23 protein-coding genes and 1 pseudogene are annotated in these 25,429 nt (G+C 40.7%); 8 read left to right on the top strand and 16 right to left on the bottom strand.

Going from position 1 to position 25,429, the window contains the following annotated elements:
• Positions 1-33: 33 nt before the first annotated feature.
• Positions 34-1,323, bottom strand: coding sequence for a purine/pyrimidine permease (locus J2S07_RS04040; protein WP_307149126.1), 1,290 nt, complete (start codon positions 1,321-1,323; stop codon positions 34-36).
• A gap of 102 nt (positions 1,324-1,425) precedes the next feature.
• Complete coding sequence (locus J2S07_RS04035; protein WP_307149125.1) at positions 1,426-3,141, bottom strand: glycosyl hydrolase family 18 protein; 1,716 nt, start codon at positions 3,139-3,141, stop codon at positions 1,426-1,428.
• 258 nt (positions 3,142-3,399) lie between these two features.
• Between J2S07_RS04035 and plsY the strand changes: the two genes are divergently transcribed.
• The 4 genes from plsY (at position 3,400) to J2S07_RS04015 (ending at position 8,616) form a co-directional block, all read left to right on the top strand.
• On the top strand, positions 3,400-3,981 hold the full coding sequence (gene plsY, locus J2S07_RS04030) for a glycerol-3-phosphate 1-O-acyltransferase PlsY (protein WP_307149124.1): 582 nt from the start codon (positions 3,400-3,402) through the stop codon (positions 3,979-3,981).
• Positions 3,982-4,231: 250 nt separating this feature from the next.
• On the top strand, positions 4,232-5,050 hold the full coding sequence (locus tag J2S07_RS04025; protein WP_307149123.1) for an ATP-binding protein: 819 nt from the start codon (positions 4,232-4,234) through the stop codon (positions 5,048-5,050).
• Between the two features lie 556 nt (positions 5,051-5,606).
• A complete protein-coding gene (locus J2S07_RS04020) occupies positions 5,607-7,694 on the top strand; it encodes a methyl-accepting chemotaxis protein (protein WP_307149122.1) in 2,088 nt (695 codons plus the stop codon).
• A gap of 121 nt (positions 7,695-7,815) precedes the next feature.
• On the top strand, positions 7,816-8,616 hold the full coding sequence (locus J2S07_RS04015) for a CPBP family glutamic-type intramembrane protease (protein ID WP_307149121.1): 801 nt from the start codon (positions 7,816-7,818) through the stop codon (positions 8,614-8,616).
• A gap of 10 nt (positions 8,617-8,626) precedes the next feature.
• On the opposite strand, the gene J2S07_RS04010 is transcribed toward J2S07_RS04015, so the two are convergent.
• The 8 genes from J2S07_RS04010 to acnA all read right to left on the bottom strand — a co-directional run bounded on the left by J2S07_RS04010 (position 8,627) and on the right by acnA (position 16,237).
• On the bottom strand, positions 8,627-8,917 hold the full coding sequence (locus J2S07_RS04010) for a hypothetical protein (protein ID WP_307149120.1): 291 nt from the start codon (positions 8,915-8,917) through the stop codon (positions 8,627-8,629).
• 21 nt (positions 8,918-8,938) lie between these two features.
• On the bottom strand, positions 8,939-9,370 hold the full coding sequence (locus J2S07_RS04005; RefSeq protein WP_307149119.1) for an acyl-CoA thioesterase: 432 nt from the start codon (positions 9,368-9,370) through the stop codon (positions 8,939-8,941).
• On the bottom strand, positions 9,370-11,709 hold the full coding sequence (locus J2S07_RS04000; RefSeq protein WP_307149118.1) for an AAA family ATPase: 2,340 nt from the start codon (positions 11,707-11,709) through the stop codon (positions 9,370-9,372). Before J2S07_RS04000 ends, J2S07_RS04005 begins: the two co-directional genes overlap by 1 nt.
• Before the next feature lie 98 nt (positions 11,710-11,807).
• A complete protein-coding gene (gene tlp, locus J2S07_RS03995; RefSeq protein WP_307149117.1) occupies positions 11,808-12,038 on the bottom strand; it encodes a small acid-soluble spore protein Tlp in 231 nt (76 codons plus the stop codon).
• A 182-nt stretch (positions 12,039-12,220) separates the two neighbouring features.
• Positions 12,221-12,373 (bottom strand): acid-soluble spore protein N, encoded by a 153-nt coding sequence (locus J2S07_RS03990; RefSeq protein WP_307149116.1) that lies wholly within the window; start codon positions 12,371-12,373, stop codon positions 12,221-12,223.
• A gap of 63 nt (positions 12,374-12,436) precedes the next feature.
• Positions 12,437-12,568: an FbpB family small basic protein gene (locus J2S07_RS03985; RefSeq protein ID WP_126407478.1), complete on the bottom strand. Its 132-nt coding sequence runs from the start codon at positions 12,566-12,568 to the stop codon at positions 12,437-12,439.
• Between the two features lie 182 nt (positions 12,569-12,750).
• On the bottom strand, positions 12,751-13,302 hold the full coding sequence (locus J2S07_RS03980) for a redoxin domain-containing protein (RefSeq protein WP_307149115.1): 552 nt from the start codon (positions 13,300-13,302) through the stop codon (positions 12,751-12,753).
• 226 nt (positions 13,303-13,528) lie between these two features.
• Positions 13,529-16,237: an aconitate hydratase AcnA gene (gene acnA / locus J2S07_RS03975; protein ID WP_307149114.1), complete on the bottom strand. Its 2,709-nt coding sequence runs from the start codon at positions 16,235-16,237 to the stop codon at positions 13,529-13,531.
• A 336-nt stretch (positions 16,238-16,573) separates the two neighbouring features.
• Between acnA and sspO the strand changes: the two genes are divergently transcribed.
• Positions 16,574-16,723, top strand: coding sequence for a small acid-soluble spore protein SspO (gene sspO, locus J2S07_RS03970; RefSeq protein ID WP_307149113.1), 150 nt, complete (start codon positions 16,574-16,576; stop codon positions 16,721-16,723).
• Between the two features lie 40 nt (positions 16,724-16,763).
• Here the strand turns inward: sspO and J2S07_RS03965 are convergent, their stop codons facing one another.
• Positions 16,764-17,024 (bottom strand): hypothetical protein, encoded by a 261-nt coding sequence (locus J2S07_RS03965; RefSeq protein WP_307149112.1) that lies wholly within the window; start codon positions 17,022-17,024, stop codon positions 16,764-16,766.
• A gap of 105 nt (positions 17,025-17,129) precedes the next feature.
• On the opposite strand from J2S07_RS03965, the gene J2S07_RS03960 reads away from it, so the two are divergent.
• Positions 17,130-17,279, top strand: a complete 150-nt coding sequence (locus J2S07_RS03960; RefSeq protein ID WP_307149111.1) for a small acid-soluble spore protein P — start codon at positions 17,130-17,132, stop codon at positions 17,277-17,279.
• 555 nt (positions 17,280-17,834) lie between these two features.
• Here J2S07_RS03960 and selA read toward each other — a convergent pair.
• Both selA and J2S07_RS03950 read right to left on the bottom strand, forming a co-directional pair.
• Complete coding sequence (selA, locus tag J2S07_RS03955; RefSeq protein ID WP_307149110.1) at positions 17,835-19,241, bottom strand: L-seryl-tRNA(Sec) selenium transferase; 1,407 nt, start codon at positions 19,239-19,241, stop codon at positions 17,835-17,837.
• 104 nt (positions 19,242-19,345) lie between these two features.
• Positions 19,346-19,531 (bottom strand): annotated as a pseudogene (locus tag J2S07_RS03950) (Rdx family protein); the annotation flags it as partial.
• A 205-nt stretch (positions 19,532-19,736) separates the two neighbouring features.
• On the opposite strand from J2S07_RS03950, the gene selD reads away from it, so the two are divergent.
• The gene (selD, locus tag J2S07_RS03945; protein WP_307149109.1) at positions 19,737-20,789 is read left to right on the top strand and encodes a selenide, water dikinase SelD; all 1,053 of its coding nucleotides are present in this window, start codon (positions 19,737-19,739) and stop codon (positions 20,787-20,789) included.
• Between the two features lie 49 nt (positions 20,790-20,838).
• Here the strand turns inward: selD and J2S07_RS03940 are convergent, their stop codons facing one another.
• Together J2S07_RS03940 and J2S07_RS03935 are read right to left on the bottom strand one after the other, a co-directional pair.
• Positions 20,839-21,792, bottom strand: coding sequence for an L-threonine 3-dehydrogenase (locus J2S07_RS03940; RefSeq protein ID WP_307149108.1), 954 nt, complete (start codon positions 21,790-21,792; stop codon positions 20,839-20,841).
• A 27-nt stretch (positions 21,793-21,819) separates the two neighbouring features.
• On the bottom strand, positions 21,820-23,010 hold the full coding sequence (locus tag J2S07_RS03935) for a glycine C-acetyltransferase (protein WP_307149107.1): 1,191 nt from the start codon (positions 23,008-23,010) through the stop codon (positions 21,820-21,822).
• A gap of 309 nt (positions 23,011-23,319) precedes the next feature.
• On the opposite strand from J2S07_RS03935, the gene J2S07_RS03930 reads away from it, so the two are divergent.
• Positions 23,320-24,873, top strand: coding sequence for an ABC-F family ATP-binding cassette domain-containing protein (locus J2S07_RS03930; RefSeq protein ID WP_307149106.1), 1,554 nt, complete (start codon positions 23,320-23,322; stop codon positions 24,871-24,873).
• 51 nt (positions 24,874-24,924) lie between these two features.
• On the opposite strand, the gene J2S07_RS03925 is transcribed toward J2S07_RS03930, so the two are convergent.
• Positions 24,925-25,362: a peptidylprolyl isomerase gene (locus tag J2S07_RS03925; protein WP_307149105.1), complete on the bottom strand. Its 438-nt coding sequence runs from the start codon at positions 25,360-25,362 to the stop codon at positions 24,925-24,927.
• Between the last annotated feature and the right edge of the window lie 67 nt (positions 25,363-25,429).

Genomic DNA, 25,429 nt, shown 5'->3' with positions numbered 1-25,429 from the left:
TATTTTACTTTTAATAGATTGAAACTTCTAGCATTATTTGGATTTGCGGTTTTTTCTGGTTAATTGATCGACAATAATGGCGGTCAATGATCCAAGAACAAGTCCATTATTCAGCAGGGATGTCAAAATCGGTGGAACATCCTTGTAAGCGGCAGATGGAACAAACATCGCCCCTACACCGATCATTAATGAAATCCCAATCACTAGGCGAATACGATCCGTATCCTTTTCCTGATCAAATTGAAAAAATGACAGGCGAATCATATTTGCAAATACTACGAAGGTTACAGCATAGCCAACCGGTGTTGGCAATGCCGCAAAAATGGTCATTATCTGTGGCGATAGACTGGAGATCAGGATAAATATCGAACCAAGTAAAAAGGGCAAGATGGATGTCAAGTTGGTGGTTGCAATAAATCCAGCTGCCCCAGATATTGGTACTGGGCCAATCGCTGAGAAACTACCGCCGAGCAGCTGATTTATCCCCGAAACGAAGCCTGCTCTTGAGTAGCTGACTTTTCTTCCTTCCTGCTTTTCGCTCTTGGAAACAATATCGTCCACCACTTGAATACTGGCGATCATGTTTGTTAACAAAAGCATCGTCACGAATATCGCCGTTGTGATCATCCCGGAATCAAAGATCGGACGACCAAATTCAAAAAACGTAGGCAAATGAATCAGCTTATCCGTTTGAAATTCAATTGGTTTTGAAAACCCGAGTAATGAAAAAATAAGCCATCCAGCTGCCAAACTAATCAAGATGGAATATTGACTTACCCAAGTAATTCGATGTCTCGATAGATAAAACGTAAATAAAATGAGAATTAAAGAAAACAGTCCGATTGGTAAGTCTACACCATTCTGTCTATAACCAACACCAAGCATGCCGTTAATGAACGAGCCGCTCAGCTGTAAGACAAGTAATAGCAAATAGACACCCAATACTACTGGGGTAAAAAGGGTTGCTACCTTTTGGATCAGCTTGAAGAGGCTTAATAGAATGAATGCGACCCCGCTTACAATCATCGCTCCTTCCAATCCTCTTAGTGTTTCCATGTTGGAGGAAAAAAGCGTTGTGCTAAGGCCCGCATAGATTGCAAAAACCCCCCACCATAATCCAGCTGGCCCTTCGTTAATGGGTAAGCGATGTCCAACCAACCCCTGTAAGAGGCTTGAAAGACCGAGTACAAACATCGTTCTTTGAACAAGACCAGTTGTTTCAACTGGTGATAGACCAAATAGGTCGGCAATGGCAATGGGGGCAACAATGGACCCTGCAATCATAAATGCCATCCACTGAAAGCCTGATATCGTTGTCTTCATATGCATCTTCCATTCACTTAAAAAATGTACCTTCCATCATACAGGACATTTAAATAAAATTCCAAATACAAAGAGCTAGGATAAGCTCCCAGCCCTTTGAAACTATTTTTGTGTTACTTGACTCTTCATATTCAAAGCGACCCAAGCTGTTTCATCAGCGAAATATCTGGACCAGCTGCCGACCCCAGCAAGCTCGTATTTTGATGCGATCTCCACTCTCTTTTTTAAAGATAGTTCATCTTCGAGCCAAATTTTGTAGGTCGCTTGCTCCTCAGCGACATAGAGCTCAGCATAATTTTGTCCGCTCGCCTCGTCATAGACCGGCGTTAGCTGATGAGTTTCGAGCCACTCCTTCACCTCTGCCATGGACAACGCCTTGGATGAAACTTCCCCACTATCCTTGACCTCCCAAAGCCTTGTGTATAACGGAACTCCAAGAATGAGCTTTTCATTCGGTACCAGCTCTAATAGCTTTTGAAGATTGTTCTCCACCCATGGAAGGCTAGCCACACTGCCTGCTTTAGGTGAGGACCCCCAATGCTCATCATAGGCCATTACAGCTAAATAATCGACAATTTTTGCAAGCTTCTCTCTTTCGTAGAAGGCAGAGTAATTACCGCCTGCGATAAAAGTGATATCCATGGAGACAACAAGTCCTGCCTCATGAAAATAAGGTGTGGCCTCACGAATAAACTGTGTGACTAGTGGGCCGTGTTCTGGATTGACATTTTCAATGTCTACATTAATCCCGTCCAAATGATACATTTGACTATAATGAAGAAGTTCACGGATCATCTTTTGCCTTGTCTCAAAATCCTTAAATGCTTTGTACGTTAAATCGGGATCAAAGGCATTGGAAAATAGTCCCCAAACCTGATAGCCCTTCCCCTTAGCCCAATTGACATAGGATAATGAACCTAGGTTCTTAATATCCCCGCTTTCATTTGCTAATTCAAACCAGGTTGGTGAAACAACATTCACTCCTGGCATATGTGGGATCTTGTCCGTACTCGGATTTTTTGTATAAACGGCTTCCCAGGTTAGCTGAATCGGGCCATCAATTTTCGGAAGGGATGCTTGCTTTTGTTCTCTTTTCACCATGATTTCTTCCTTTTTCCCTTGTTTGACGAGGTTTTGATGGATATAACCTGCCACTCCAGCTTTGTTTCGAACAAAATAGTAATCTTCCTTTTCACCCTCGATATACACCTGATCGCTCTCATTTAATTGAACGGTGTAGGAGGATTGAAGGGTGGCATCTGTCCTTAAACGGAGCTTCTCCTCATTGACATCCTTTCCTTTGATGGTTCCATAGGTGAGCCCCTCGCCATCCTTTTGGATCCAAATGGCATTCGTATCCTTAAGAATAGAATATTGAATCGGGTAATAGGCTAGAATAGGTTCCAATGCCAAATATAGCTCTCCTGCTTCATCCTTTATCGGTGAGAAATGAAGCTTGACGGGTTTTTCGTTGACATAATAGGTTAAGGATTCCGTGGGTATTTGTACAACTTTATCTGCAGTCGTAATAATAATGGAATGGGACTTTTCATCATAAATGATTCCATCATCAATCTTTTCCTGCATGAAGCTTAGTGGAACATAGACGCTTTCCCCATCTATAAGAGCATTCCCGACCTGTTTCCCTTCAAAGAGAATCGGGTTGCTTCCTGAAAAATACGGTACCTTCTCCTTCGATGCAAATGGGTATAAAAATAATAGAATACTAGATATAACCAAACAAAGGGCGATGAACAGGCCGCCGAAGATCCACCCTTTTTTGAAAGTTTTCTTTTTATGGTATTCAACTCGAGCCATTTCACTTCTCCTCTCTCTCTTAATCGTAACGAATGAATCTATCCTTGAAAAGGAAAATTTCGAAATTTATAGCCTTCCCCATATAACTAAACGACAATTTCATCCAGAAGGTTTCATTTTGTCTTTTTGGTATAAAATGGGGGTGTAGGATTTTTTTCGCTCGATTTCCTTTTGAATATGGAGTTTTACGAATCAACCATGTTACAATATAAACACTATAAAAATGGAACCAGTCCTTCTAGTAAAGGAGTAAAATGCATGATTGTTACTACTATCCTTATTTTATCTTATCTATTGGGCTCAATCCCCTCAGGTCTCATTGCGGGAAAACTGACTCGAGGGATTGATATACGCGAACATGGCAGCGGAAATCTAGGAGCTACAAATACCTTTCGGATATTAGGAGTAAAAGCAGGTCTCGTTGTTACCTTAGCGGATATTTTGAAAGGAACACTAGCAACAGCTCTCCCTCTATTATTTTATCCTGAATTACACCCATTGATTGCAGGTGTGGCAGCTGTTATTGGACATATGTTTCCGATCTTTGCCTCATTTAAAGGTGGCAAAGCGGTCGCTACCTCTGGTGGAGTTCTATTATGCTACAACCCCGTTCTATTTTTCGTCTTGGTTGGGGTATTTATGGTTTGCTTGTATCTTTCAAAGTACGTTTCCCTTTCTTCGATGGTAGCTGCAGTAGCGGCATTCATTTATTCTTTAATTACAAGGGATCTCCCTCTCATTATCGTTGTCACAATTTTAGCAACCTTTGTTATTTACCGCCATCGAGCGAATATCGGGCGCATAAAGAATAAAACTGAACCAAAAGTAAAATGGATTTAAACAACTAGGCAGATCGACTGCCTAGTTTTTCTTATGTTCATATTGTTTAGTTCGTTCGAAAAAAAGATATTTTTGTTCTTTATTGATAAAATTTAGGTCTTTTTGTATACTAAATGTATAGGAATCTGAAAATAGGAAAAATTCACTATATGAAAACAGACCTAACTTTGCAAACTTATGCATATTCTGATATTTTTCGCCATAAACATGATACTAATCAATGATCGTTTTGATGAAGGATGGATGAAAAATGACAACGAACCAATTTGAACAATTAAATCGAATGAGAAGAAGACTCAATTTGTACAAACAGAAATTAAAGGAAAGCCGTGAAGAATATGCAAAGCTGCAAAAGGAATATGATCAACTTGCATTACAATCTAGTTATCTGGAGAGTGTAGGAAAATTAGCTGCCGGAATTGCTCATGAAATTCGTAATCCTCTCACAACGATAAAGGGATTTATTCAGCTAGTCAGGCCCTATTTAATTGACATACAAAAAGAAGAATATGCAGATATCTCTCTTGATGAGATCGAACGAGCCAATAAGATTCTTTTTCAATTTCTTAATGCAGCAAAGCCTCAAAAAAAGGAAACAAGAATTGTTTCTGTTAATAAGCTCATTGAGGAGATGGCCCTTCTTTACGAAGGAGAGGCAAGCTTACAAGGGATTTCGATCAAAACGGTGCCTTCGTCAGATAATCCAAGCATTCTTATTGATGAGTATCAACTTAAGGCCGTCTTAGTTAATATGATGAAAAATGCCTTTGAAGCGATTCGTGCCTCCGAACGCATCCAAGGAAGAATATGCATGCGCACTGAAATTAGGGGAGCTCACTCGGTGATTAGTATCCATGACAATGGCTGTGGAATACCGCAGGAGACTATAGCATCCCTGTTCACTCCATTTTTCACAACGAAAACAACAGGTACGGGACTCGGTCTTATCATTTGCAAAAATATCATTCATGACTTTGGTGGCGATATTCAAATCCGCAGCCGCCTCGGAGAAGGCACGACCTTTTATATCGAACTACCGCTCGCTAATGAATATATCATGCATGCGTAAGGTTTTTATCTAAGCTTTTAACACTGGTTTTCTCCAGTGTTTTTTTATTTTTCAATAAACTGTCAAAACCATATAAGTTGTGAAGCCTTTTTTCGCTTTAAAATAGACTTAAGAATTGTTGTTACACGTTTAATGTAATGAATGTTCATAATCCATGAATAGCTTGATTAATAAATGAACCTTAATTTGCGATAAGGAAGGTGGTTTTTATGAAAGATTCACAACGATTAGAGGAAGAGCTTATTTTCCAGACCGAGGTTATGACATCAAGCCAAATGACCGATTTTTATTTAGAGTTTTTCCTTATTCAGCAGATATGAAATGTGAACATAGTCCCATTAAAGTCATTCATAATTTCGAAGAATTGATCGATTTCTTTGAAGAAGAAAATTAGCGGATTCAATAAGAGTCTGCTTTTTTTATGTAGAAATTATAGAGAATTTATTTTAGGAAAATTGTCGGATATTTGACAAATTTTCAATAATGTAAGGACTTTTTTCCTTTATAATGTAAGTATATTAGATAAGTTTTATAGGGGTTTAAGGGGGAATTTTTTGTGAAGCTACGTACGAAGCTTATTGCTGGTGTATTATCAACCTTGATATTAGTGATTGCGGTAAGCTCCATTTTTACCCAGTTTGCGTTTCAGACACTCTCTAGTCATACGGAGGACTTGACAAAGGGGCTATCGGAGGATGTTTTTCGAGATGTAAACGGTTTCTCTGAGCATTATGCCGGGACACTTATTTATCATGAGACAGAAAATGTAAAGAAATCCGTCCAAACGCTTATTTCTCGTGCTAAGAGCGATTTGAACATCATTTCTTCATTTGATGATCTTTATTCTGGTGATCCGACAAAGCTAAACACTCTATTTCAGAGGTTTTTGAGTCAAAATGATATGATGCAGTATGCCTATTTAGGGACAGAGGCAAAAACTTTCACGATACAGCCGCGACCTGAAGGGCTTGCCGCTGATTATGATCCGACCACCAGACCTTGGTATGAGCCCGCTAAAAAGTTAAAAAAGGGTGAATTTTTTATCACGGACGTGTACTTGGACGGGACTGGAAAAAGTTACATGATCACAGTTAGCACGCCTGTTTTTCGAAATAATGAGCTTTATGGAGTACTTGGACTCGATGTTTCCTTATCTGCTTTAACAACCGATATTGCCAGCAAAAAGATTGGTAATAGCGGATATGTCATTTTGACTGATTCTGAAGGGGCACTCATCGCTTATAAAGACGAAGCTGCAGTTTCTAATAATGCGGGCATTACTTCCCTCCCTATCTTCAAGGAGAAAAAAGATAATAATTTCTATTTAGATATGGATCAAGTTACCTATGTGGCAGATGTGGAAGAAACAACTGGTTGGCGTATTTATTCTGTGATTTCAAAGGATGAGGTTAATTCTTTTACGAAGACGATTTCTCAAAATATGAATAATCGTATAGAAACAGCGGATAAAGAAAACGCAGCTATTCTGTCCAAGCTATTGATCTTCCAGATTGTGATTGTAGTCATTTTACTAGCGATTTCCATCGTGATTAGCTGGTTCTTTGCTAGCTATTTCATTAACCCGATCAATAGGCTCTCCTTATTCTTAGAAAAGGTGTCTGCTGGTGATTTAACGGAAAAAATCACTACCAAATCGAAGGATGAAATCGCAACTCTCTTCTCTTCTGTTAATCGGATGATTGATAGCTTAAGGGACATGACCAATCGCATTATTAGCTTAATAAGGGAAGTGGAAAAGGATTCTAAAGTACTGAACGATCAGGCGGCTGCATCCTCCCAAGTAGCAGATACGGTTTCCTCCGCCATGGCAGAAGTATCAAGGGGCTCAGAGCAACTATCTGCAGACATGGTCAATATTTCTAGCAATGTTGAGCATAATAATCAATTTGTCCAAGCGATGTCCGATACGATTGAAAAAATAGTCGAGCACTCAAAGAATACAAAAACGGTGATTCATGATGGTCAATCATCCATGGAAAATATGAATAAAAAGATCGATACCATCGTGGTCCAGTCAGCAGAGTCAACGAATATAATGAAGGAGCTTCATCGAAAGCTTCAGGCAATCAATGATATTACTACTTTAATTTATGACATTGCAGAGCAAACCAATCTCCTTGCCCTTAACGCATCGATTGAGGCGGCACGTGCTGGTGAGCATGGAAAAGGCTTTGCTGTTGTAGCGCAGGAGGTCAAAAAGCTTGCGGAGCAAAGTAGCAACTCTGTGGAAAAAATCTCGGGTCTGATTACAGAAATCCAGCACGATTCGGAGAAAGCGCTTGTCAATATGGATCAAGGTAAACAGTCTGCGCTAGAAGGCGCAAACATGACAAAGGAAACTGAAACTAGCTTCCGCAATATCTTTAAGTTTATTGATCACCTAACAAGTGACATTGAAGAAATCGCTTATGCCAGTGAGAAATTATTCACCAGCAGCCAATCTATCTCTAGCTCCGTGGACAGTGTTGTCGCAATTTCGGAACAGACAACTGCAGGAGTTCAGGAGGTTGCCAGTACATCAGAAGAACAAAAACAAGCGGTTCTTGAGCTACAGACCATCTCTGAAAATCTAAAAGGACTGACAGAAGAACTGAGACAATCGATTGAACATTTTAAACTATAATTTTTCTTTAGAGTGATGCATTGTGCGTCACTCTTTTATTATAAAAATGGTTATCTTAGCCAGAATTCTGTTGTCATGATAAAATAACGATAATCCGTAAGCCAAGGGGTGAGAATCGATCGTGATTGAAAATAAAAGAAATATTTGGATGGGGCTTTTTCTTGCAACCATATTCTTACTTATACAGATGCTATTTCAACTACAAATGTTCACCCCTATCTTTATGATTCTCATTCTTCTGATGATTTCCATTGCCTTTCTTTCGGAAACAAATCGTGTCTTTGTGTGGACGATTGTCAGCTTCGCTGGTGGTTTATTTACGTTCATCTATGCGGATCGGTTACTGCTTGCACTCCCATTTTCACATGCCAATCTCATTCTACTCAATCGGCTTCTCCTTTTATTCCCGATTTTGATTATTGGCTATGTACTTTATAAATTCAAGGCAACCTTCACAGCCTTTCGCATGAAGATGGAATGGGGGGCTATCAAACTACGAGGCAGTAGAGATTTACCTATAAAAGGACTTTATATGATGGTTCTAGTTCTTCTTTTATTTGTTTTCCTATTCTATTTTATAGAATCTCTCCCGGTAAACTGGAATGGCTTATGGAGAGCAGTCGCCTTTTCAGTCCTAAACGCTGCATTGGTTGAGGTTCTCTTTCGGGGGGTCCTACTAACACGATTCATCACGGTAATTGATAAAATACCTGCAGTCTTCTTTACGAGCCTGTCTGGGGCAATCGCCTATTATTTATTTGGTTATTCGTTCTCGTATTGCTTCTTATTCTTTGTTATTGGTTTGCTCTTAGGGCTCCTTACAATACATACAAAAAGCTTGCTCCCAGCCATTACGGGGAATTTCCTATTATCTATGATTTTTACATTTATGAATGTTATCCCCTTTTATTATCAATATTAAAGCAGACGTCTTACCTCACGTCTGCTTTGATTTTTTCTTTTGCTAGAATTTCCTTCTCTTTCTCACCGAGAAGATCATAATGGGAATATCCATCCTTGCGAATATGAATCCACTCTCTTTTTAAGCCATATTGCTTACCCCACTCGACCAGCTTATTCAAATCCTTGCACCCAACTTTTGTCACGGTATTACAGCTAGGAAAGCGATCATCAAGCCAATAATGTGTCAAAAAAGCAATCTCACCATCATCAATTTTCTTTTTCCAGGCAAGGAGGTCCTCCCGCTTAATACCAAAGGCCATCTTTACACCTCTTCCCTGAAGTTAGGCTTCAACCGATTGTTTTTTTGCTTTTTCATAGGCTTCATGCCAGTCAGGGTATTTTTTCTTGACGGATATCGGTCTAAAGCTATCTTTTTTCACACAAACATGTTTGGATTCACCAGTAACAGATAATTCTCCGTCCGCTGTGAAAATCTCATAGCCGTAAACGATTCTTAGTCCATCATAGTGCTCGATCCATGTGCGAATCGTTGCTTTTTCTCCATAACGGACCGGCTTCTTGTAGGAAACTTGAATATCCATGACCGGTGAAATGATCCCGTCCTTCTCCATCTCCGCATAGTTAAACCCTAGCTCCTGAATCAATGCTGTGCGGCCAAGCTCCATCCAGACGAGATAATTGGCATGATAAACCACTCCCATTTGGTCGGTTTCCGCATAGCGTACTTCGATTTCTTTTGTCGCAACGAACATTATGCTTCCCCTTTTCTCATTTTTATGAATGCCTTCTCTATATCTGCTTTGTTGATCTCGGTTGCCCTGTTCAAATCGGTCAGTGCGTTTGGTTCCTCCATTAATCTTGAGGCTTGCGCCTGGATTGCTTCATCCATGAGGTTTGTGGCAAAGCGCCCATTTCCCATTATCGTTATCTTCCCTAGCTCCTCTATTAGGAATACCTTCGCCTCATCCGTTAGATGATATTGATAATGAGATCCATAATGTTTCATAATTTCTATGATTTCGTTGATCGAGTAATCATGGAACTCGAAGAACTTCTTAAAACGTGATTTCAATCCAGGATTACTGGAAAGGAGCTCCTCGATTTCTTTAGGATAGCCAGCGAGGATAATGACGAGGTTCTCATTATGCTTTGTCATTTCATCAACGAGGGTGTCGATGACCTCCTTGCCAAAATCCCCTGATGATTGACTTAGAAGGGAGTATGCTTCATCAATGAACAGCACTCCACCGAGGGCTTCACGTATTTTTTTCTTTGTTTTGATGGCTGTTTGTCCAACATAAGCGGCCACGAAATCAGCACGGCTCGTCACTATTAGATGGCCTCTTTTCAAAATTCCGCACTCTTTTAAGGCGTCTGCATAGATTTTGGCAACCGTTGTTTTTCCTGTTCCAGGGTTTCCCATGAATACTGAGTGTAGCTGGAGCGGAAGAACTGGCAAATGATTCTCTCTGCGCATTTGCTGTACTTTTACAAAGGAAATCAGTCGTTTTACCTCAGTTTTAACCTTGTCCAATCCAATCAGAGCATCGAGTTTCACAATGGCACTTTCCTGATCAACATCCTCGACGATTTCAAAATCTCCTTGTTCAAGGACCGTATAATCTAAAATATTATTGTCCTTGCTAGTCTGTGAGCCTTTTTTAAAAATAGCATCCAAGACGATGTTGCGCACGGTTCTCGCATTTCCAAAGGTATCATCCACTCGTTCCTTTTCCAGCCTTTTTCGGAGCTCAATTTTTGCCCCCTCTGTTAACAAATAGTCGTTTTCCAGTGCGAACTGTGTAGCAATCTTGATTAATTCATCATCGGTATAATCCTCAAGCTCCATAAAATTGGATTGTGGAAAACGACTTCTAAGTCCAGGATTTGCATCCAAAAAGCTTCTCATTTCGTCGGGATATCCGGCCAATACAACGGCAAATTGACCCCCAAACTCGTTTCCTGTCATTAAGGATACAAGTGTATCAATAGCCGTTTGCCCATAATCAGTGCCTGATTGCCCTTCTCTTTTTAAGCTATAGGCTTCATCAATAAACAATACGCCCCCAAGTGCTTTTTCAACAATCCTTCGAACATTCTCCTCTGTTTGTCCGACAAAAGAGCCAATAAGCTGAGAACGATCCGTCTCAACTACGTCCTTACGAGGTAATACACCTAATTCATGGTAAATCTTTGCTAATAATCGTACTAATGTTGTTTTCCCAGTTCCGGGGTTCCCTGTCAAAATCATATTAAGACTTAGCTCATCCTTCGTTTCAAAGCCTAAATTCTTGCGGGTCTTTTGGTATTTCAGGAATTGATAGAGCGATTTTACCCGTTCTTTGACGAAGCCGAGACCGATCATGGCATCTAATTCAGTTAAAGGACTATTCTCTTTTTCGGTCGTTGTATTTTGAAACACTTCCGACCAATCTTCCTTCACCCTTTCAATGTTTTCAAGATGTGCCTTCATATCATAGTAATAGGTTGTATTATGAAAGGCTCCGGAAATTGTTTGTTCGAACTCAGCCGCTGACTTCCGTACACCTGCAATGCTCTCCATCACCATCTCAAGTAAGTTCAAAAGGAGTCGATATTTTTCAATAAGTTTCTCCTCTTTGATGTCTCTCACATTTTTCAGGGCATCTTCAAGCTCATCAAGCTCGTCTTCATAATCCCTGAGCAGCTGTTCGCATTTTGCGATGATTTCCTCGGCCGTTTTCTTCTTGAGCTGTCGGTTGTCTGTTTCTCGAATAATTGGGAATTCAATGGATTTTAATAAATCTTCTTTTGTTTTCCAAATATGCTGAGCAAGAAACGCTTTAGCTCGAGGGTTGTTTGGATTCAAAGCATAGGCTTTGTCCATCCAGGCATGAACGAGGGAATCCGCTCTTGCTTCCTTTCCACTTCTTGAAAGTGCCGCTAATGATAAAAGAGTCGAAAGGAGTTTTTGGTCCTCATCCTCGTTTAAAGCTTTAATCGCCTTTAGTAGCTCTGTATCGTCCCGAATGTATCCTTTTTCCTTGATTTCCTTTTCCCATTCAGAAATATCTATATGTAAATTTGGTTGACGGGCTTCCCTTTGAGACATGTTAATCACTTCTTTATCATAAATTTCATGTCCTATTCTATCATATTTTTCTTGCCAATATTAAAATAAGACCTGATCCATCGATCAGGTCCCATTCTTTATTCTTCCTGCTGAGCACGATATTCGTCTTTAATTTCTGCTCTCATGCCTTCAATTGCGTCACGTCTTCGTTCGTTCTTTGCCGCAATATCTGCCCGATCCTTTTCATTGGCAAACTCCATCGTTTCTTCTGCAGCTTCCATATTTTCAATCGTATTATGAACCATCTCTTGAAGTTTCTCTACGTTATCGCTGCGATCATCTGGTTTTGGTTGATTGTTATAAGGCATCGTACTTCCTCCCAAAATCATAATAGTTACAGCCATAGTTTGTATCTTTTCAGTAAAAATATAATGGAAAAAATTAAATTCTTTAGTTATAGATAATTATATTATGTAAACAACTTTCATTAAAGAAAACTCGCCTAATAAATTGGCGAGTCATAGCAAATCAATTTAGAAAAACGGGTCAACTATTCTCCCTTTGTTTGAATCACCTGAGCATGTTCTCCAGATGTATCCTGCATCTTCTTGCCCTTATTGCCACCAAAGCCCCTTGGCTGCATACCGATGTGGTTTGGAGCAAAATGATTGGAACTTCTTCTTACTTCTTTTTCTTTACTCATGTGTAATCCCTCCTAATAAAAGTATCACCCAATTTAGAAGGATTCATGAGTAAAAAATCTATCTTATCTCGCTTGTCCCAAACGCTTCTTTTCAAGACGCTCTTCAATTTTTTCAAGAGCTTCCTGGTCCTGTAAAAGCTGACGCTTATTCTCTAATACGAGTTCTGAAAATGAACGTTTTCTTGGCTTTCTCATTTGGCTCACCTTCCTTAACACTATTGTAACAGTCATTATCTCCATTTTGTGTTTAAATTATTACAACTTTTTGAAAATTTACCCGATATTTATTTAATTTAAACTTTTTTTGTTAAAGGAGCATGAGACTAATCCATTATATGCCAGGAAGACAAAAAAACCTCTGGAATCAATCCAAAGGTCTACTGATTTTCAAAGAATTCCCTCATCTTGTCGAGTGACATGGCCCCAATAAATTTGTTTTGAATAATTCCATCTTTATCAATAAAATATGTGGTAGGAATCGAAAGAATTTGATACATCTTCATGACTTTATCATCTTTGTCTAACAAAATGGGAAAATGTAAATTCATCTCCTCTGCAAATCCTGCGACATTATTTTTTGGATCAATGTTAACAGCGAGGATTTGAATTTTATCTCCCGCTTCCTCGTAAAATTTCTGCATATGCGGCATCTCCGCCTTACAAGGAGGACACCAGGTCGCCCAAAAATTGAGCATAACTTTCTTGCCTTCAAAGTCAGAGAGTTTTACTTTCTTACCTTCAAGTGTCTCTAATTCGAAATCAGGTGCCTTCAAACCGACTTTTATACCTGACATTTTTTCAACAGAAATATTTTTCGTTGCAGGTTGGGTAATAATTTTGTCTTCGCTTCTATCCTTTTCAATCGCTTGGACTACTGCGACTGATAGCAAAGCCAATATTAGAACAGTACCGAGAATTTTTTTAACCATCAAAAACCTCCTAGATGTAGAAAACGATTCTTGTCTTAATATAACCTTTTCTGGAAAGGTTATAAATACGTACTGAGAAAAGTTCATAATGATTTAACAAGGTACTTTTCTAGAAAAGTCGTAAAAGGAAACATAAAGACCAGGCACCTACATAATCGGCAATAAACCCATATAATTTCAAACAGAAAAGGCATCTATCGCCGTGACAGATGCCTTTTCTAATTTATTAGTTTGCTAGTTTTTCACGTAGAACCATTTGTAGAATTCCACCGTGACGGTAGTAGTCAATTTCGATTTCAGAATCGAAGCGAACAACAACTTCAAATTCCTTCTTATTGCCGTTTTCGTCAGTAGCTGTCACTTTAACAAGCTGACGCGGCTTCACGTTCTCATCGATTTGAACATCAATGATTTCTTTGCCCGTTAAGCCAAGGACTTCAGCATTTTCGCCTTCCTTGAATTGAAGTGGAAGAACACCCATTAAAGCAAGGTTAGAACGGTGAATACGCTCGAAGCTTTCAGCGATAACTGTCTTAATGCCTAAAAGGTTTGTTCCTTTTGCTGCCCAGTCACGTGAAGATCCCATTCCGTAATCTTTACCAGCAAGAACAACTAAGCCTGTTCCTTCTTCCTTGTACTTCATGCAAGCATCATAGATAGAAGTGACTTCACCAGTTGGCCAGTGGGTTGTATAACCACCTTCAGTGCCTGGTGCTATTTGGTTACGAATACGGATATTTGCAAATGTTCCGCGCATCATAACCTCATGGTTACCACGACGAGAACCGTAAGAGTTAAAGTCACGGATTTCAACGCCATTTTCACGTAGGTACTTACCAGCAGGAGTGTCCTTGCCGATGGCACCAGCAGGAGAAATATGATCTGTTGTGACAGAGTCTCCAAACTTACCTACCACACGTAGACCTGATAAAGGCTTCACCTCATCTGGGTCTGGCTTAAGGCCTTCAAAGAATGGCGGGTTTTGAATGTAAGTTGATTTATCATCGAATGAATATAATGGTTCATTGCTTGTCTTGATTTCGTTCCAGCGCTCATTATCGCTGAATACATTTTCATATTCTGCTTTAAAAAGCTCAGGTGTAACTGTGCGTTGTACAACTTCATTTACTTCTGCAGTTGATGGCCAAATATCCTTAAAGAGTACATCGTTGCCATCCTTGTCTTTTCCGATTGGCTCATTTTGAAGGTCGATATCCACTGTACCAGCTAAAGAGTATGCAACCACTAGTGGTGGTGAAGCAAGATAGTTTGCTTTAACAAGCGGATGAATACGTCCTTCAAAGTTACGGTTACCGGAAAGAACGGAAGTCACTAATAGATCGCTTTCAGCAATAGCTTTTTCAATTTCTGGCTTTAATGGACCAGAGTTTCCGATACATGTTGTACAACCGTAACCAACAAGGTTGTATCCAATTTTTTCAAGATAAGGAAGTAAGCCAGAGTCACGTAGATATCCAGTTACAACCTTTGAACCTGGTGCCAAGGAAGTCTTCACAAATTTCGGAACTTCCATTCCAAGCTCTACTGCTTTCTTCGCAACGAGTCCTGCAGCAACAAGAACATATGGGTTAGATGTGTTCGTACAGCTTGTAATCGCTGCGATCGCAATCGCACCTGTCTTCATCGTGACAGTATCGCCATTTTCGAAGTTAACCGTTGCTTCTTTTTCAATTTCAGATGCTTCAAGACCAAAGCCTTGGTTTCCTTGTGGTGCTGTTAACGCCTTATTGAATTCCGCCTTCATTTGAGAAAGTGGAATCAAGTCTTGAGGACGCTTAGGACCAGAAAGGTTTGCTTCGATTTCATCTAAGTTAATTTCAATAACATCTGTGTAAACAGGCTCTAAGTTCGGATCGAAGAATAATCCGTTTGCTTTGCAGTATGCCTCAACGATTTGTACTTGCTCTTCAGAACGACCTGTTAAACGCATATAGTCTAGAGATTCTCCATCTACTGGGAAGAAGCCACAAGTAGCCCCGTATTCAGGCGCCATGTTTGCCACTGTTGCACGGTCTGCAAGTGGTAGTGAAACAACACCAGGTCCGAAGAACTCAACAAATTTACCAACAACCCCATGCTTACGAAGAACTTGAGTTACTTTTAACGCAAGGTCTGTAGCGGTTGCTCCGTTTGGAAGCTCACCAGTAAGCTTAACACCAACTACCTCTGGAACTGGGAAGTATGAAGGCTGGCCAAGCATTCCAGCTTCTGCTTCAATCCCACCAACACCCCAACCTAGAACACCGATACCGTTAATCATGGTTGTATGTGAGTCGGTTCCAACAAGTGAATCTGGGAATGCTTCAAATTCCCCATTTTCGCCTTCCACTGCGTGAACAACGCTGGCAAGAAACTCAAGGTTTACCTGGTGCACGATACCTGTTGCTGGTGGAACGGCACGATAGTTATCAAATGCTTTTTGCGCCCAGCTTAAGAACTGATAACGCTCAGCATTTCTTTCGAATTCAAGATCCATGTTGGCTTGTAAAGCATTCGCTGTTCCGTATTGGTCAACCTGAACAGAGTGGTCGATGACAAGATCAACAGGCTTTTCTGGATTAATTTTATCAGGGTCTCCACCTAGGTCAGCCATGGCCTTGCGTAGGGATGCTAAATCAACAACCGCTGGCACACCTGTGAAGTCTTGGAGAATAACACGAGAAGGCTTGAATGGAACGTCCACTTCTTTAACCTCGTCTGTTCCCCATTTTGCTAGATTTTCAACATGTTCCTTTGTAATGACGCGGCCATCGTATTGACGAAGCACCGATTCTAGTAAAACTTTAATCGAATATGGTAGTTTTGAAACCTTACCAATGCCTGCTTCCTCAAGAGCAGCCAAATTGTAGTAGTTATAGCGTTTGCCATTTACTTCAAAAGACTTGCGTGCGCTATAAACATCGTTTTTTGACATATGAATTTCCCCCTCTACATCAAATACCAGTCGAAAAGTTTGAATATTTACTCCCATCCGAACTTTTCTTACAATCTTATATTAATACAGTCTTTTATATAAGTAAATAACAAGAAAGTTATTGTTTTTGATAAGTTTTACTTATTCTATTATTGTATTTTTGCCAAAAAAACTTAAAACTGTGTAATTAAATCATATGCATGGGGTAAAATGAATTTTATGTTTGGCAGCAAAGTTATTCTAGTAAAGTGAAAGACTTTGTCTAGAAAAATCGGGAGGCTATTGTTTGTATGACATTTCAACGAATGGAAAAAGTAATGGTTGGAGGTGAAAAAAATGGTTAAACGCAAGGCCAATCATGTCATTCCAGGAATGAATGCTGCCAGTGCTCAGGGCAAAGGGGCAGGTTTTAATGAGGAATTATCGAATGAACCGTTAACTGAAGCACAACGGCAAAACAATAAGAAGAGGAAAAAGAATCAATGAAGGAATGGACTCAGGGATTTACTGTCCTGAGTCCATTCCTTCATTCTGTCTGGTTTACCTCGTGGGCAATCGCCGTTATATCCTGACGAAATTGCTCTAATTGGGGCTTTTGCGTTTCGGAAGCCACTTCCAACGCATTTTCAATTTGCTGCAATGCTTCGTTTACTTCATTTTTTAGGTGCTTTAATTGATGACCGTAGCTTGCGCTGTCTCGGACTATATCGTGATAAAGATGTTGTGCTTCACTTACTCCCTGTTGTGCAGCTTGGAAGGCCTGTTGTTTATTTTTATGCTGTGGCATGTTGATGCTCCTTTCATTCATGATGTGAGGTTAAATTATGCATTCCGTCAGAAAAATATTCGGTATATTTAACGTTTTTCGACAGCATTCTATTGCATAGGAGGGATGAAATTGAATAAAAATGATAGCAAGGATATGAGAAAAAACGCTCCGAAAGGCGATAATCCGGGACAACCGGAACCATTAAGCGGTTCGAAAAAAGTTAAAAACCGCAATCATACGAGACAAAAACACAATAGTCATCATGATATGTAAGTAGATATGAAATATTTAGAAGCAATTGAGATTATGATGATATTTGTCGAAATGAGCGGATTTGATTCAGCGGGTATCAAGACTGAAATCGGGGGATTCTAGCGAGATGAGTCTCGATTGGGAGTTAATCGAGACCCGGATTGCTGAATTTCGGTCGAGCGAGTCCTGATTAGGAGATAATTGAGACTCAGTTCGCTGAATTCCGATTGTATGAGTCCCGATTGAGAGGTAATCGAGACTCGGATTGCTGTATTTCGGTCGAGCGAGTCCTGATTAGGAGATAATTGAGACCCAGTTCGCTGAATTCCGGTTGTATGAGTCCCGATTAAGAGGTAATCGAGACTCAGTTTGCTGTATTTTCGTCGTACGAGTCCCGATTGAGAGATAATCAGGACTCAGTTTGCTGTATTCCGGTGTACGAGTCCCGATTAGAGACTCAGTTCGCTCTTCTCCCATTGGATTAGTCCTAAATAGGAACTAATCAACTGAGATCACACGATCACAACGAAATAAGTCCCGATTTCAAAATAAATCGGGACTCACAACTCTCCACTATTAAATACCACTTAATGCGTTTAGCACCATTTCCTCTTCTTCCTCTGTGATACAGCGAAGATCAACTAAAACCTCATCTTTTTGAATACGCACAATGATCGAAGGCTGATGCTCCACCCGAAGCTTCTTTGCTAGGTTCTCCGCTGAAATTTCTTTATGCTTTAAGACAGCTACATAGCTCGGGAGTTCCACCTCTGGCATTGTGCCGCCGCCCACTTGACTGACGCTTTCCTCTATCCTAGCCTCGTATCGATTCGAATTCTCCTCCAAAGCTTGAATGAATGCACTTGTTCTAGCTCTCAGTTCCTCCCTCGTTGACAGCATATCACGGACAACTGGGATATTCCGCAAACCATTTTCCCCTCTTAAGTAGTCAATCAGCGTTCCTTCTAATGCAGCCAGCGTCATTTTATCAACACGAACGACCCGGGCAAGCTGATTCTTTTTCAAGCGATCAATGAGTTGCTTCTTCCCGACAATGATGCCTGCTTGCGGACCTCCAAGTAGCTTGTCCCCACTAAAGGAAACGAGGTCAACCCCTTTTTGTAAGACATCTGCAACGACTGGCTCGCTCCCGATCCCATGCTTGCCATAATCATAAAGAGCCCCACTTCCTAGATCCTCATAAAAGATAACATGTTCATGGGCTGCTGAAACCTGGGCTAACTCCTCTGTCTGCACAGATTTTGTAAAACCAATCACCTTAAAATTACTCGTATGTACCTTCATCACCATAGCGGTATTCTCATTTATTGCTCTTTCATAATCGTACAAATGGGTTTTATTCGTTGTCCCAACCTCAACAAGCTGGGCACCGCTCTCTGCCATAATAGAAGAAATGCGGAAGGAACCACCGATCTCCACAAGCTCTCCTCGAGATACAATCACTTCCTTATTAGAAGCAAGCTCTCGCAAAATGAGATAGACGGCTGCTGCATTATTGTTCACGACCATCGCAGCTTCAGCCCCTGTTATTTCCTTGATGAGCTTCTCCACATGGGAATGACGTGACCCTCTCTCCCCTTCTGTGAGATTATATTCAAGGTTCGAATAGGATTTGGCCGTTTCCACCACATGCTCGATCGCCCGGTCACTCATTCTCGCTCTTCCTAGATTTGTATGTAAAATAGTCCCCGTACCATTAATGACACGCTTCAAGGTATATTGAAACTGCAGTGAAAGCAGCTTTCTAACTTTAGAAAAAAGCTTCTCCGAAAATTCCATGTCAGCTGGATGAGGTCCTAGCCATTTTTCTTGTAAAATCAAGCTTCTATATTCATCCAGTGCTTCCTTCACCATTTTGGTTAGGTGTTCTTCTTCTATTCCAAACTCCTGCAAGATTTCCCTAAACCCCGCAGTTTTTTGAATTTCATGGATAGGTGGTATGTATCGAACCAATTCTTTCATATGAACTCCTCCATCGTCATCTCTGCCGCTCTATTATATCATTTTCGCAAATTAGAATGGAGTTCCAAAATAAAAGCCCCCATCAAAAACGATGAGGGTTGGGCTTAAACGGTCTTCATTTTATCAATAATTTCCTCACTCTTTGGAAAAACACCTGTTTCATCCTTGGAATAAATTTTTTCACCATTCACGGTTACTTCAAAGACTCCACCAGAGCTTGGAATTAAGTTCATTTGACTGATTTCAGAACGAAACTCAGTAAATAAATCTTCCGCGAGACCCGCGGCTTTTGGTGCATAGTTTCACATCATGCAGAATTCTACTTGTACTTCAAACTTACCCAATTTGACTCCTCCCAAAATTCTATGGAAATTTCACAAAATATTAACATTTTGTGATTATGACCATTTTAGTATAATCCCCCTTTTTCATCAAATAATCGAGAAGTGATTTTCAGAATCAGAAGAGGTATACTGATATAAGGAGGTGGACCAGTTGAGTAAAGAAGAAAAAATTCGCCTTACTTCATTATCAACGAAAGCTGGCTGAGGCTGTAAAATTGGTCCTAAGGACCTAGCGCAGGTTCTGCGTCTATTGCCAAAGCATGACCCTATCCCTGAACTGCTTGTCGGGCATGAAACATCAGATGATGGTGGGGTTTATCAATTAACAGACGAAATTGCACTTGTACAAACTCTCGATTATTTCACTCCGATTGTGGATGATCCATATATGTTTGGGCAAATTGCCGCTGCGAATGCCTTAAGCGATGTATATGCTATGGGCGGAACGCCAAAAACAGTTCTGAATATTGTCGGCTACCCAGTGAAAAAGCTTGGTGCGGATATGCTTGCTGAAATCCTACGAGGTGCTGGGGACAAGGTGATAGAATCAGGTGCCGTTACTATTGGCGGACACTCGATTTATGATCAAGAACCAAAGTTCGGACTCTCTGTTACGGGGATCGTCCATCCGAAAAAAGTATGGAAAAATGTTGGAGCACGTCCTGGTGATGTTCTTGTCTTGACGAAGCCAATTGGTGTTGGCATTATGACAACAGGTATTAAGCGCCAAGCTGTTACGTCTGAACAGGAACAACAGGTGACAGAGGTGATGGCAACATTAAATAAGAAGGCAGCTGAGCCTCTTCATAGATTTTCACCGCATGCCGTAACAGATGTCACTGGTTTCGGTCTTCTCGGTCATGGCAGTGAAATGGCAAGTGGCAGTGACGTAAGCTTTGAGATCTCACTAAGCAAGGTTCCGATACTAGAGGGTACATTAGAATTAGCGAAAAATGGTGTCGTCCCTGGCGGCTCGAAATCGAATCACAAATGGTTGGAAAATGATGTGGAATACACAGACATTTCTCCAGAGGAACAAATTATTCTATGTGATGCCATTACCTCGGGTGGTCTGCTTATCGCCTTGCCTGAAAACGAAGCTCGTCAATATGTAGAGATTTTACATAAAGAAGGCATTGAGGCTGCATCCATCATCGGGAAAGTCATCGAGAAAAAAGAAAAGCTTATCTATGTGAAGCAATGAAAAAAGGGTGTTCTCAAAGAAATTTTATGAGAACACCCTTTTAATATCGTTATTTTTGGATAGTTTTGTATTTCAAGCTTAATTTCTCGATCATATCCGCAGTCATTTTTGCAAGATCATATTCAGCCTTAAAGCCCCACTCCTCCTTTGCTGCCGTTGCATCAATGGAGTTTGGCCAGCTATCGGCAATGGATTGACGGATCGGATCAACTTGGTAATTCATTTCAAAGCTTGGAATATGTTTTTTTATTTCATCCGCAATTTCCTCCGGAGAAAAACTCATAGCTGTTACATTAAAGGCATTGCGGTGTTTTAGGCGCGATGGGTCTGCCTCCATTAAATCGACGATCGCATTCAGTGCATCAGGCATGTACATCATATCCATATAAGTACCTTTGTCAATGTATGAGGTATAAGACCCATTTTTCACCGCTTCATAATAGATTTCTACCGCATAATCGGTTGTCCCGCCTCCGGGTGGAGTAACAAAGGAGATCAAGCCAGGAAAGCGAACTCCCCTCGTATCTACTCCAAATTTTTGAAAATAGTAATCAGCTAGCAATTCCCCAGCTACCTTATTTACTCCGTACATCGTCGTTGGTCTTTGAATGGTATCCTGTGGTGTATTGTCCTTTGGAGTTGTTGGCCCAAATGCCCCGATGGAGCTTGGTGTGAAAAATTGACATGACAGCTCGCGAGCGGTCTCGAGCGCATTCATGAGTCCACCCATATTTAAATTCCATGCAAATACCGGCTTCGCTTCAGCTGTTGCTGACAACAAGGCGGCCATATGGATGAGCGTATCGACCTTGTGTCGTTTGGCAAGCTCATACATTTTGTTGCCGTCAGAAACATCAAGAACCTCAAATGGTCCATCTGTCTCCTCTTCTGGATTGCGGATATCTGTGGCGATCACATTGTCCACACCGTAGATTCCTCTTAGCTTCGTGGTTAGTTCGGACCCGATTTGTCCTAACGCCCCTGTAATCAGTATTCGATTCATCTAGCTGCTCCTCCAAACCTTTGCTTCTTATATAATTCCCATCTCTTGCCCAACTTTTTTATAAATGGCTAAAGCTTGATCAAGCATGTCTTTTGTATGTGCGGCAGAAGGCATATTGCGCACTCTTCCCGTTCCTTTTGGTACTGTTGGGAACACGATCGATTTCGCATAAACTCCTTCATCGTATAAACGTTTACTAAATTCCTGAGTTTTGACCTCTTCACCGATGATGCATGGAGTGATCGGAGTCTCGCTTTCCCCAATATCAAACCCGAGATCGACTAAGCCTTTTTTCAGATAATTTGCATTTTCCCAAAGTCGTTCATTTAATTCTGTACTCTCCATAAGAATATTGATGGCTTCTATACAAGCAGCAACATCCGCTGGGGTTAAGGCAGTTGAAAAAAGAAACGGACGACTTCTCACCTTTAACCAATCAATTAAAGATTTTTTTCCAGCTACATAGCCACCAACAACACCAATTGCTTTTGATAATGTCCCAATTTGAAAATCTACCTTGTCAGATAAACCAAAATGTTTGACCGTTCCTGCCCCTTTTCCTAGAACCCCGGAACCATGAGCATCATCCACATAGGTGATAAGGTCGAATTCCTCGGCAATTTGAACGATTTCAGGAAGCTTGGCAATGTCCCCGTCCATTGAGAAGACCCCATCTGTAATAACCATGACCTTATTGTATTGACCTGATTCTGTAGCTTCCTTCGCCTTTTTTCGTAAGTCATCCATATCGGAATGATTGAAACGAATGATCTTCGCCCTTGATAAACGGCAGCCATCGATAATCGAAGCGTGGTTAAGTTCATCAGATAGAATCGCATCATTTTTATCCATTACGGCTGAGATGGCCGCCATATTACAGTTAAAACCAGATTGATAAGCAATGGCCGCTTCGGTATGCTTGAACTCCGCTAATTTTCCCTCTAGCTGTACGTGCAGATCTAATGTACCGTTGATGGTCCGAACAGCCCCAGCACCAACTCCGTATTTCTGTATCGCTTCGATCGCTACAGCCTTCAGTCTTTGATCTGTTGCTAACCCCAAATAATTGTTCGAGGAAAGATTGATGAGTTTCTTCCCTTTTATGGTGATTTCTGGACCATTCGGGCTTTCAAGCGGATCTATCACATTATAAAGACCCTTTTCTTTTAATTCCTCAAGGTTTTCCTGTAAAAAAGCATCCAGTGTTTTACTCGACATAATGAATCCCCTTTCTCTTAAAAGATATCCTGAAAAGACATCTGTCTTTCGCAGGTGGACAATTATAAATCCTGATAACCCTTGTTAATATTGGTTTTTATAACTATTAATTTATCACAAAACTATAATTTGTACACCTATAAAGGACAGATAAAATTCGACTATCTTTTTCGATCCTCTTATTTTTCTCCCTTTATTTACAAACTATGTGAAATGTCTAGTCTTCATTTTGTAAATTTAGTAAAATAGATTATCGACCTTAATAATAGATGTTGATTTATTTTATACAGATAAAGAGAGGATATATGAATGAGTTTACTAACAGTTGAGAAATTAAGTCATACGTTTGGGGATCGGACGCTTTTTAAAGATGTGTCCTTTCGTCTTTTAGCAGAGGATCATGTTGGTCTCGTTGGCGCAAATGGCGTGGGGAAATCAACGTTGATGAAAATTATCACGAAGCAATTAATCCATGATTCTGGAAAGGTTGAGTGGACACCAGGCGTCCATTACGGGTATCTCGACCAGCATACCGTGTTAACACCCGGGAAAACGATTCGGGATATTTTGAATGATGCCTTTCTGCCGCTATTTAAACGGGAACAGGAACTAAATGAAGTAACTGCGCAAATGGCGGAGGCAACACCAGAAGAACTTGAGGTATTGCTTGAAAAAATGGCTGAGATCCAAGACCAATTGGATGCTGGCGATTTTTATACCCTTGATTTAAAGGTTGAAGATGCAGCCCGTGGACTTGGCCTTGATGCGATTGGACTCGATCGAGATGTAGCTGCTCTCAGCGGTGGACAGCGAACGAAGGTTTTACTTGCAAAGCTCTTGCTCGAAAAACCGAAAGTGCTCTTACTGGATGAGCCGACAAACTTCCTGGATGTCGAGCATATTCGCTGGTTGACCGGCTATCTCAGGGAATACCCACATGCCTTTATCCTTATCTCTCACGATACAGAATTTATGAATCAAGTATCGAATGTGATCTTTCACTTGGAGTTCTCCAAAATGAATCGTTATACCGCAACATATGAAAAGTTTTTGGAGCTTGCTGAAATTACGAAAAATCAGCATATTAACGCATATGAAAAACAGCAAGAATTCATTAAAAAGCAGGAAGAATTTATCGCAAAAAATAAGGCCCGTTATTCGACAACAGGAAGAGCAAAAAGCCGCCAAAAGCAGTTGGAGCGCCTAGAGAGAATTGACCGACCAGAAACAGCGATTAAGCCTACCTTCTCTTTTAAGGAATCACGTGGAAGCTCAAGATATGTCTTTGAAGGAACTGACTTTGAAATTGGCTACGATCACCCTCTCCTTCCAAAAATGAGCATGACCATTGAGCGTGGCGATAAAATTGCGATTGTCGGCTGCAACGGTGTCGGAAAATCAACACTGTTGAAAACGATGTTGGGGGTCATTCCTCCGCTCAGTGGAAAAATTGAAAAAGGTGACTTCCTCTACCCTTCTTATTTCGAACAGGAAGTGAAGGCAGGGAACATCACACCGATCGAGGATGTTTGGAACGAATTCCCGAGCCTTGATCAGCATCAGGTCCGTGCTGCCCTTGCACGATGTGGGCTCAAAAATGAACATATTTCCCGTCAGATGAGCCAATTAAGCGGGGGCGAGCAAGCGAAGGTCCGTCTGTGTAAGCTGCAAATGAATGAAAGTAACTGGCTTTTATTCGATGAGCCGACGAACCATTTGGATGTTGATGCAAAGGCTGAATTAAAACGAGCTTTAAAGGAATATAAAGGAACCATTGTGCTAGTATGCCATGAGCCCGATTTCTATGAGGATTGGGTTACCAAGGTCTGGAATGTCGAGGAATGGTCCCAGCAGTTAAATTAGTCGATAAAAAAAGGGCACCCGGAGTTATTGCTCTCCTGGATGCCCTTCTTTTTATGCGTCAAATACTTCTACCTTCTCCATTACATCGCCATTTCTCATGCTCAAAACTGTTTCCATACCACTTGTAACTTTACCGAAAACCGTATGAACACCGTTTAAATGTGGTTGTGGCTCGTGAACGATGAAGAACTGACTTCCACCCGTATCCTTTCCTGCGTGAGCCATCGATAATGACCCTACCTCATGCTTATGTGGGTTTCCTTCAGTTTCACACTTGATTGTGTAACCAGGACCACCTGTCCCATTTCCTCTTGGGCAGCCCCCTTGGCTTACAAATCCAGGAATCACACGGTGAAAGGTTAAACCATTATAGAAGCCTTCATTAGCTAATTTTTCAAAGTTTGCTACTGTCCCTGGTGCTTCATTTGGGTATAATTCAAACTCAATTTTTTCTCCAGTTTGCATTTGAATGGTTCCTCTTTTTGTCATTATGACAGCTCCTTTTATGTAAAAAAATTGATCAGTCTTTATCATACATGAAGATATTTGGAAAGAA

Origin of the sequence: Anoxybacillus andreesenii, from assembly GCF_030813005.1 — a bacterium.
GTDB classification, from domain to species: Bacteria; Bacillota; Bacilli; order Bacillales; family Cytobacillaceae; genus Robertmurraya; species Robertmurraya andreesenii.
The sequence above is the reverse complement of the archived record's forward strand: the minus strand, read 5'-3'. Positions and strand labels throughout refer to the sequence as shown.

What these genes read in the sequence shown, in the direction of transcription:
- J2S07_RS03935 (WP_307149107.1), bottom strand. Translation starts at nt 23,010, where the DNA reads ATGTCGAGTAAAACACTGGATGCTTTTTTACAGGAAAACCTTGAGGAA.
- acnA (WP_307149114.1), bottom strand. Translation starts at nt 16,237, where the DNA reads ATGTCAAAAAACGATGTTTATAGCGCACGCAAGTCTTTTGAAGTAAAT.
- J2S07_RS04000 (WP_307149118.1), bottom strand. Translation starts at nt 11,709, where the DNA reads ATGTCTCAAAGGGAAGCCCGTCAACCAAATTTACATATAGATATTTCT.
- sspO (WP_307149113.1), top strand. Translation starts at nt 16,574, where the DNA reads ATGGTTAAACGCAAGGCCAATCATGTCATTCCAGGAATGAATGCTGCC.
- J2S07_RS04010 (WP_307149120.1), bottom strand. Translation starts at nt 8,917, where the DNA reads ATGGCCTTTGGTATTAAGCGGGAGGACCTCCTTGCCTGGAAAAAGAAA.
- J2S07_RS03965 (WP_307149112.1), bottom strand. Translation starts at nt 17,024, where the DNA reads ATGCCACAGCATAAAAATAAACAACAGGCCTTCCAAGCTGCACAACAG.
- selA (WP_307149110.1), bottom strand. Translation starts at nt 19,241, where the DNA reads ATGAAAGAATTGGTTCGATACATACCACCTATCCATGAAATTCAAAAA.
- J2S07_RS03980 (WP_307149115.1), bottom strand. Translation starts at nt 13,302, where the DNA reads ATGGTTAAAAAAATTCTCGGTACTGTTCTAATATTGGCTTTGCTATCA.
- J2S07_RS03960 (WP_307149111.1), top strand. Translation starts at nt 17,130, where the DNA reads ATGAAATTGAATAAAAATGATAGCAAGGATATGAGAAAAAACGCTCCG.
- J2S07_RS04005 (WP_307149119.1), bottom strand. Translation starts at nt 9,370, where the DNA reads ATGTTCGTTGCGACAAAAGAAATCGAAGTACGCTATGCGGAAACCGAC.
- J2S07_RS04040 (WP_307149126.1), bottom strand. Translation starts at nt 1,323, where the DNA reads ATGAAGACAACGATATCAGGCTTTCAGTGGATGGCATTTATGATTGCA.
- tlp (WP_307149117.1), bottom strand. Translation starts at nt 12,038, where the DNA reads ATGCCTTATAACAATCAACCAAAACCAGATGATCGCAGCGATAACGTA.
- J2S07_RS03985 (WP_126407478.1), bottom strand. Translation starts at nt 12,568, where the DNA reads ATGAGAAAGCCAAGAAAACGTTCATTTTCAGAACTCGTATTAGAGAAT.
- J2S07_RS04035 (WP_307149125.1), bottom strand. Translation starts at nt 3,141, where the DNA reads ATGGCTCGAGTTGAATACCATAAAAAGAAAACTTTCAAAAAAGGGTGG.
- J2S07_RS04025 (WP_307149123.1), top strand. Translation starts at nt 4,232, where the DNA reads ATGACAACGAACCAATTTGAACAATTAAATCGAATGAGAAGAAGACTC.
- J2S07_RS03925 (WP_307149105.1), bottom strand. Translation starts at nt 25,362, where the DNA reads ATGACAAAAAGAGGAACCATTCAAATGCAAACTGGAGAAAAAATTGAG.
- J2S07_RS03940 (WP_307149108.1), bottom strand. Translation starts at nt 21,792, where the DNA reads ATGAATCGAATACTGATTACAGGGGCGTTAGGACAAATCGGGTCCGAA.
- J2S07_RS03990 (WP_307149116.1), bottom strand. Translation starts at nt 12,373, where the DNA reads ATGAGTAAAGAAAAAGAAGTAAGAAGAAGTTCCAATCATTTTGCTCCA.
- plsY (WP_307149124.1), top strand. Translation starts at nt 3,400, where the DNA reads ATGATTGTTACTACTATCCTTATTTTATCTTATCTATTGGGCTCAATC.
- J2S07_RS03930 (WP_307149106.1), top strand. Translation starts at nt 23,320, where the DNA reads ATGAGTTTACTAACAGTTGAGAAATTAAGTCATACGTTTGGGGATCGG.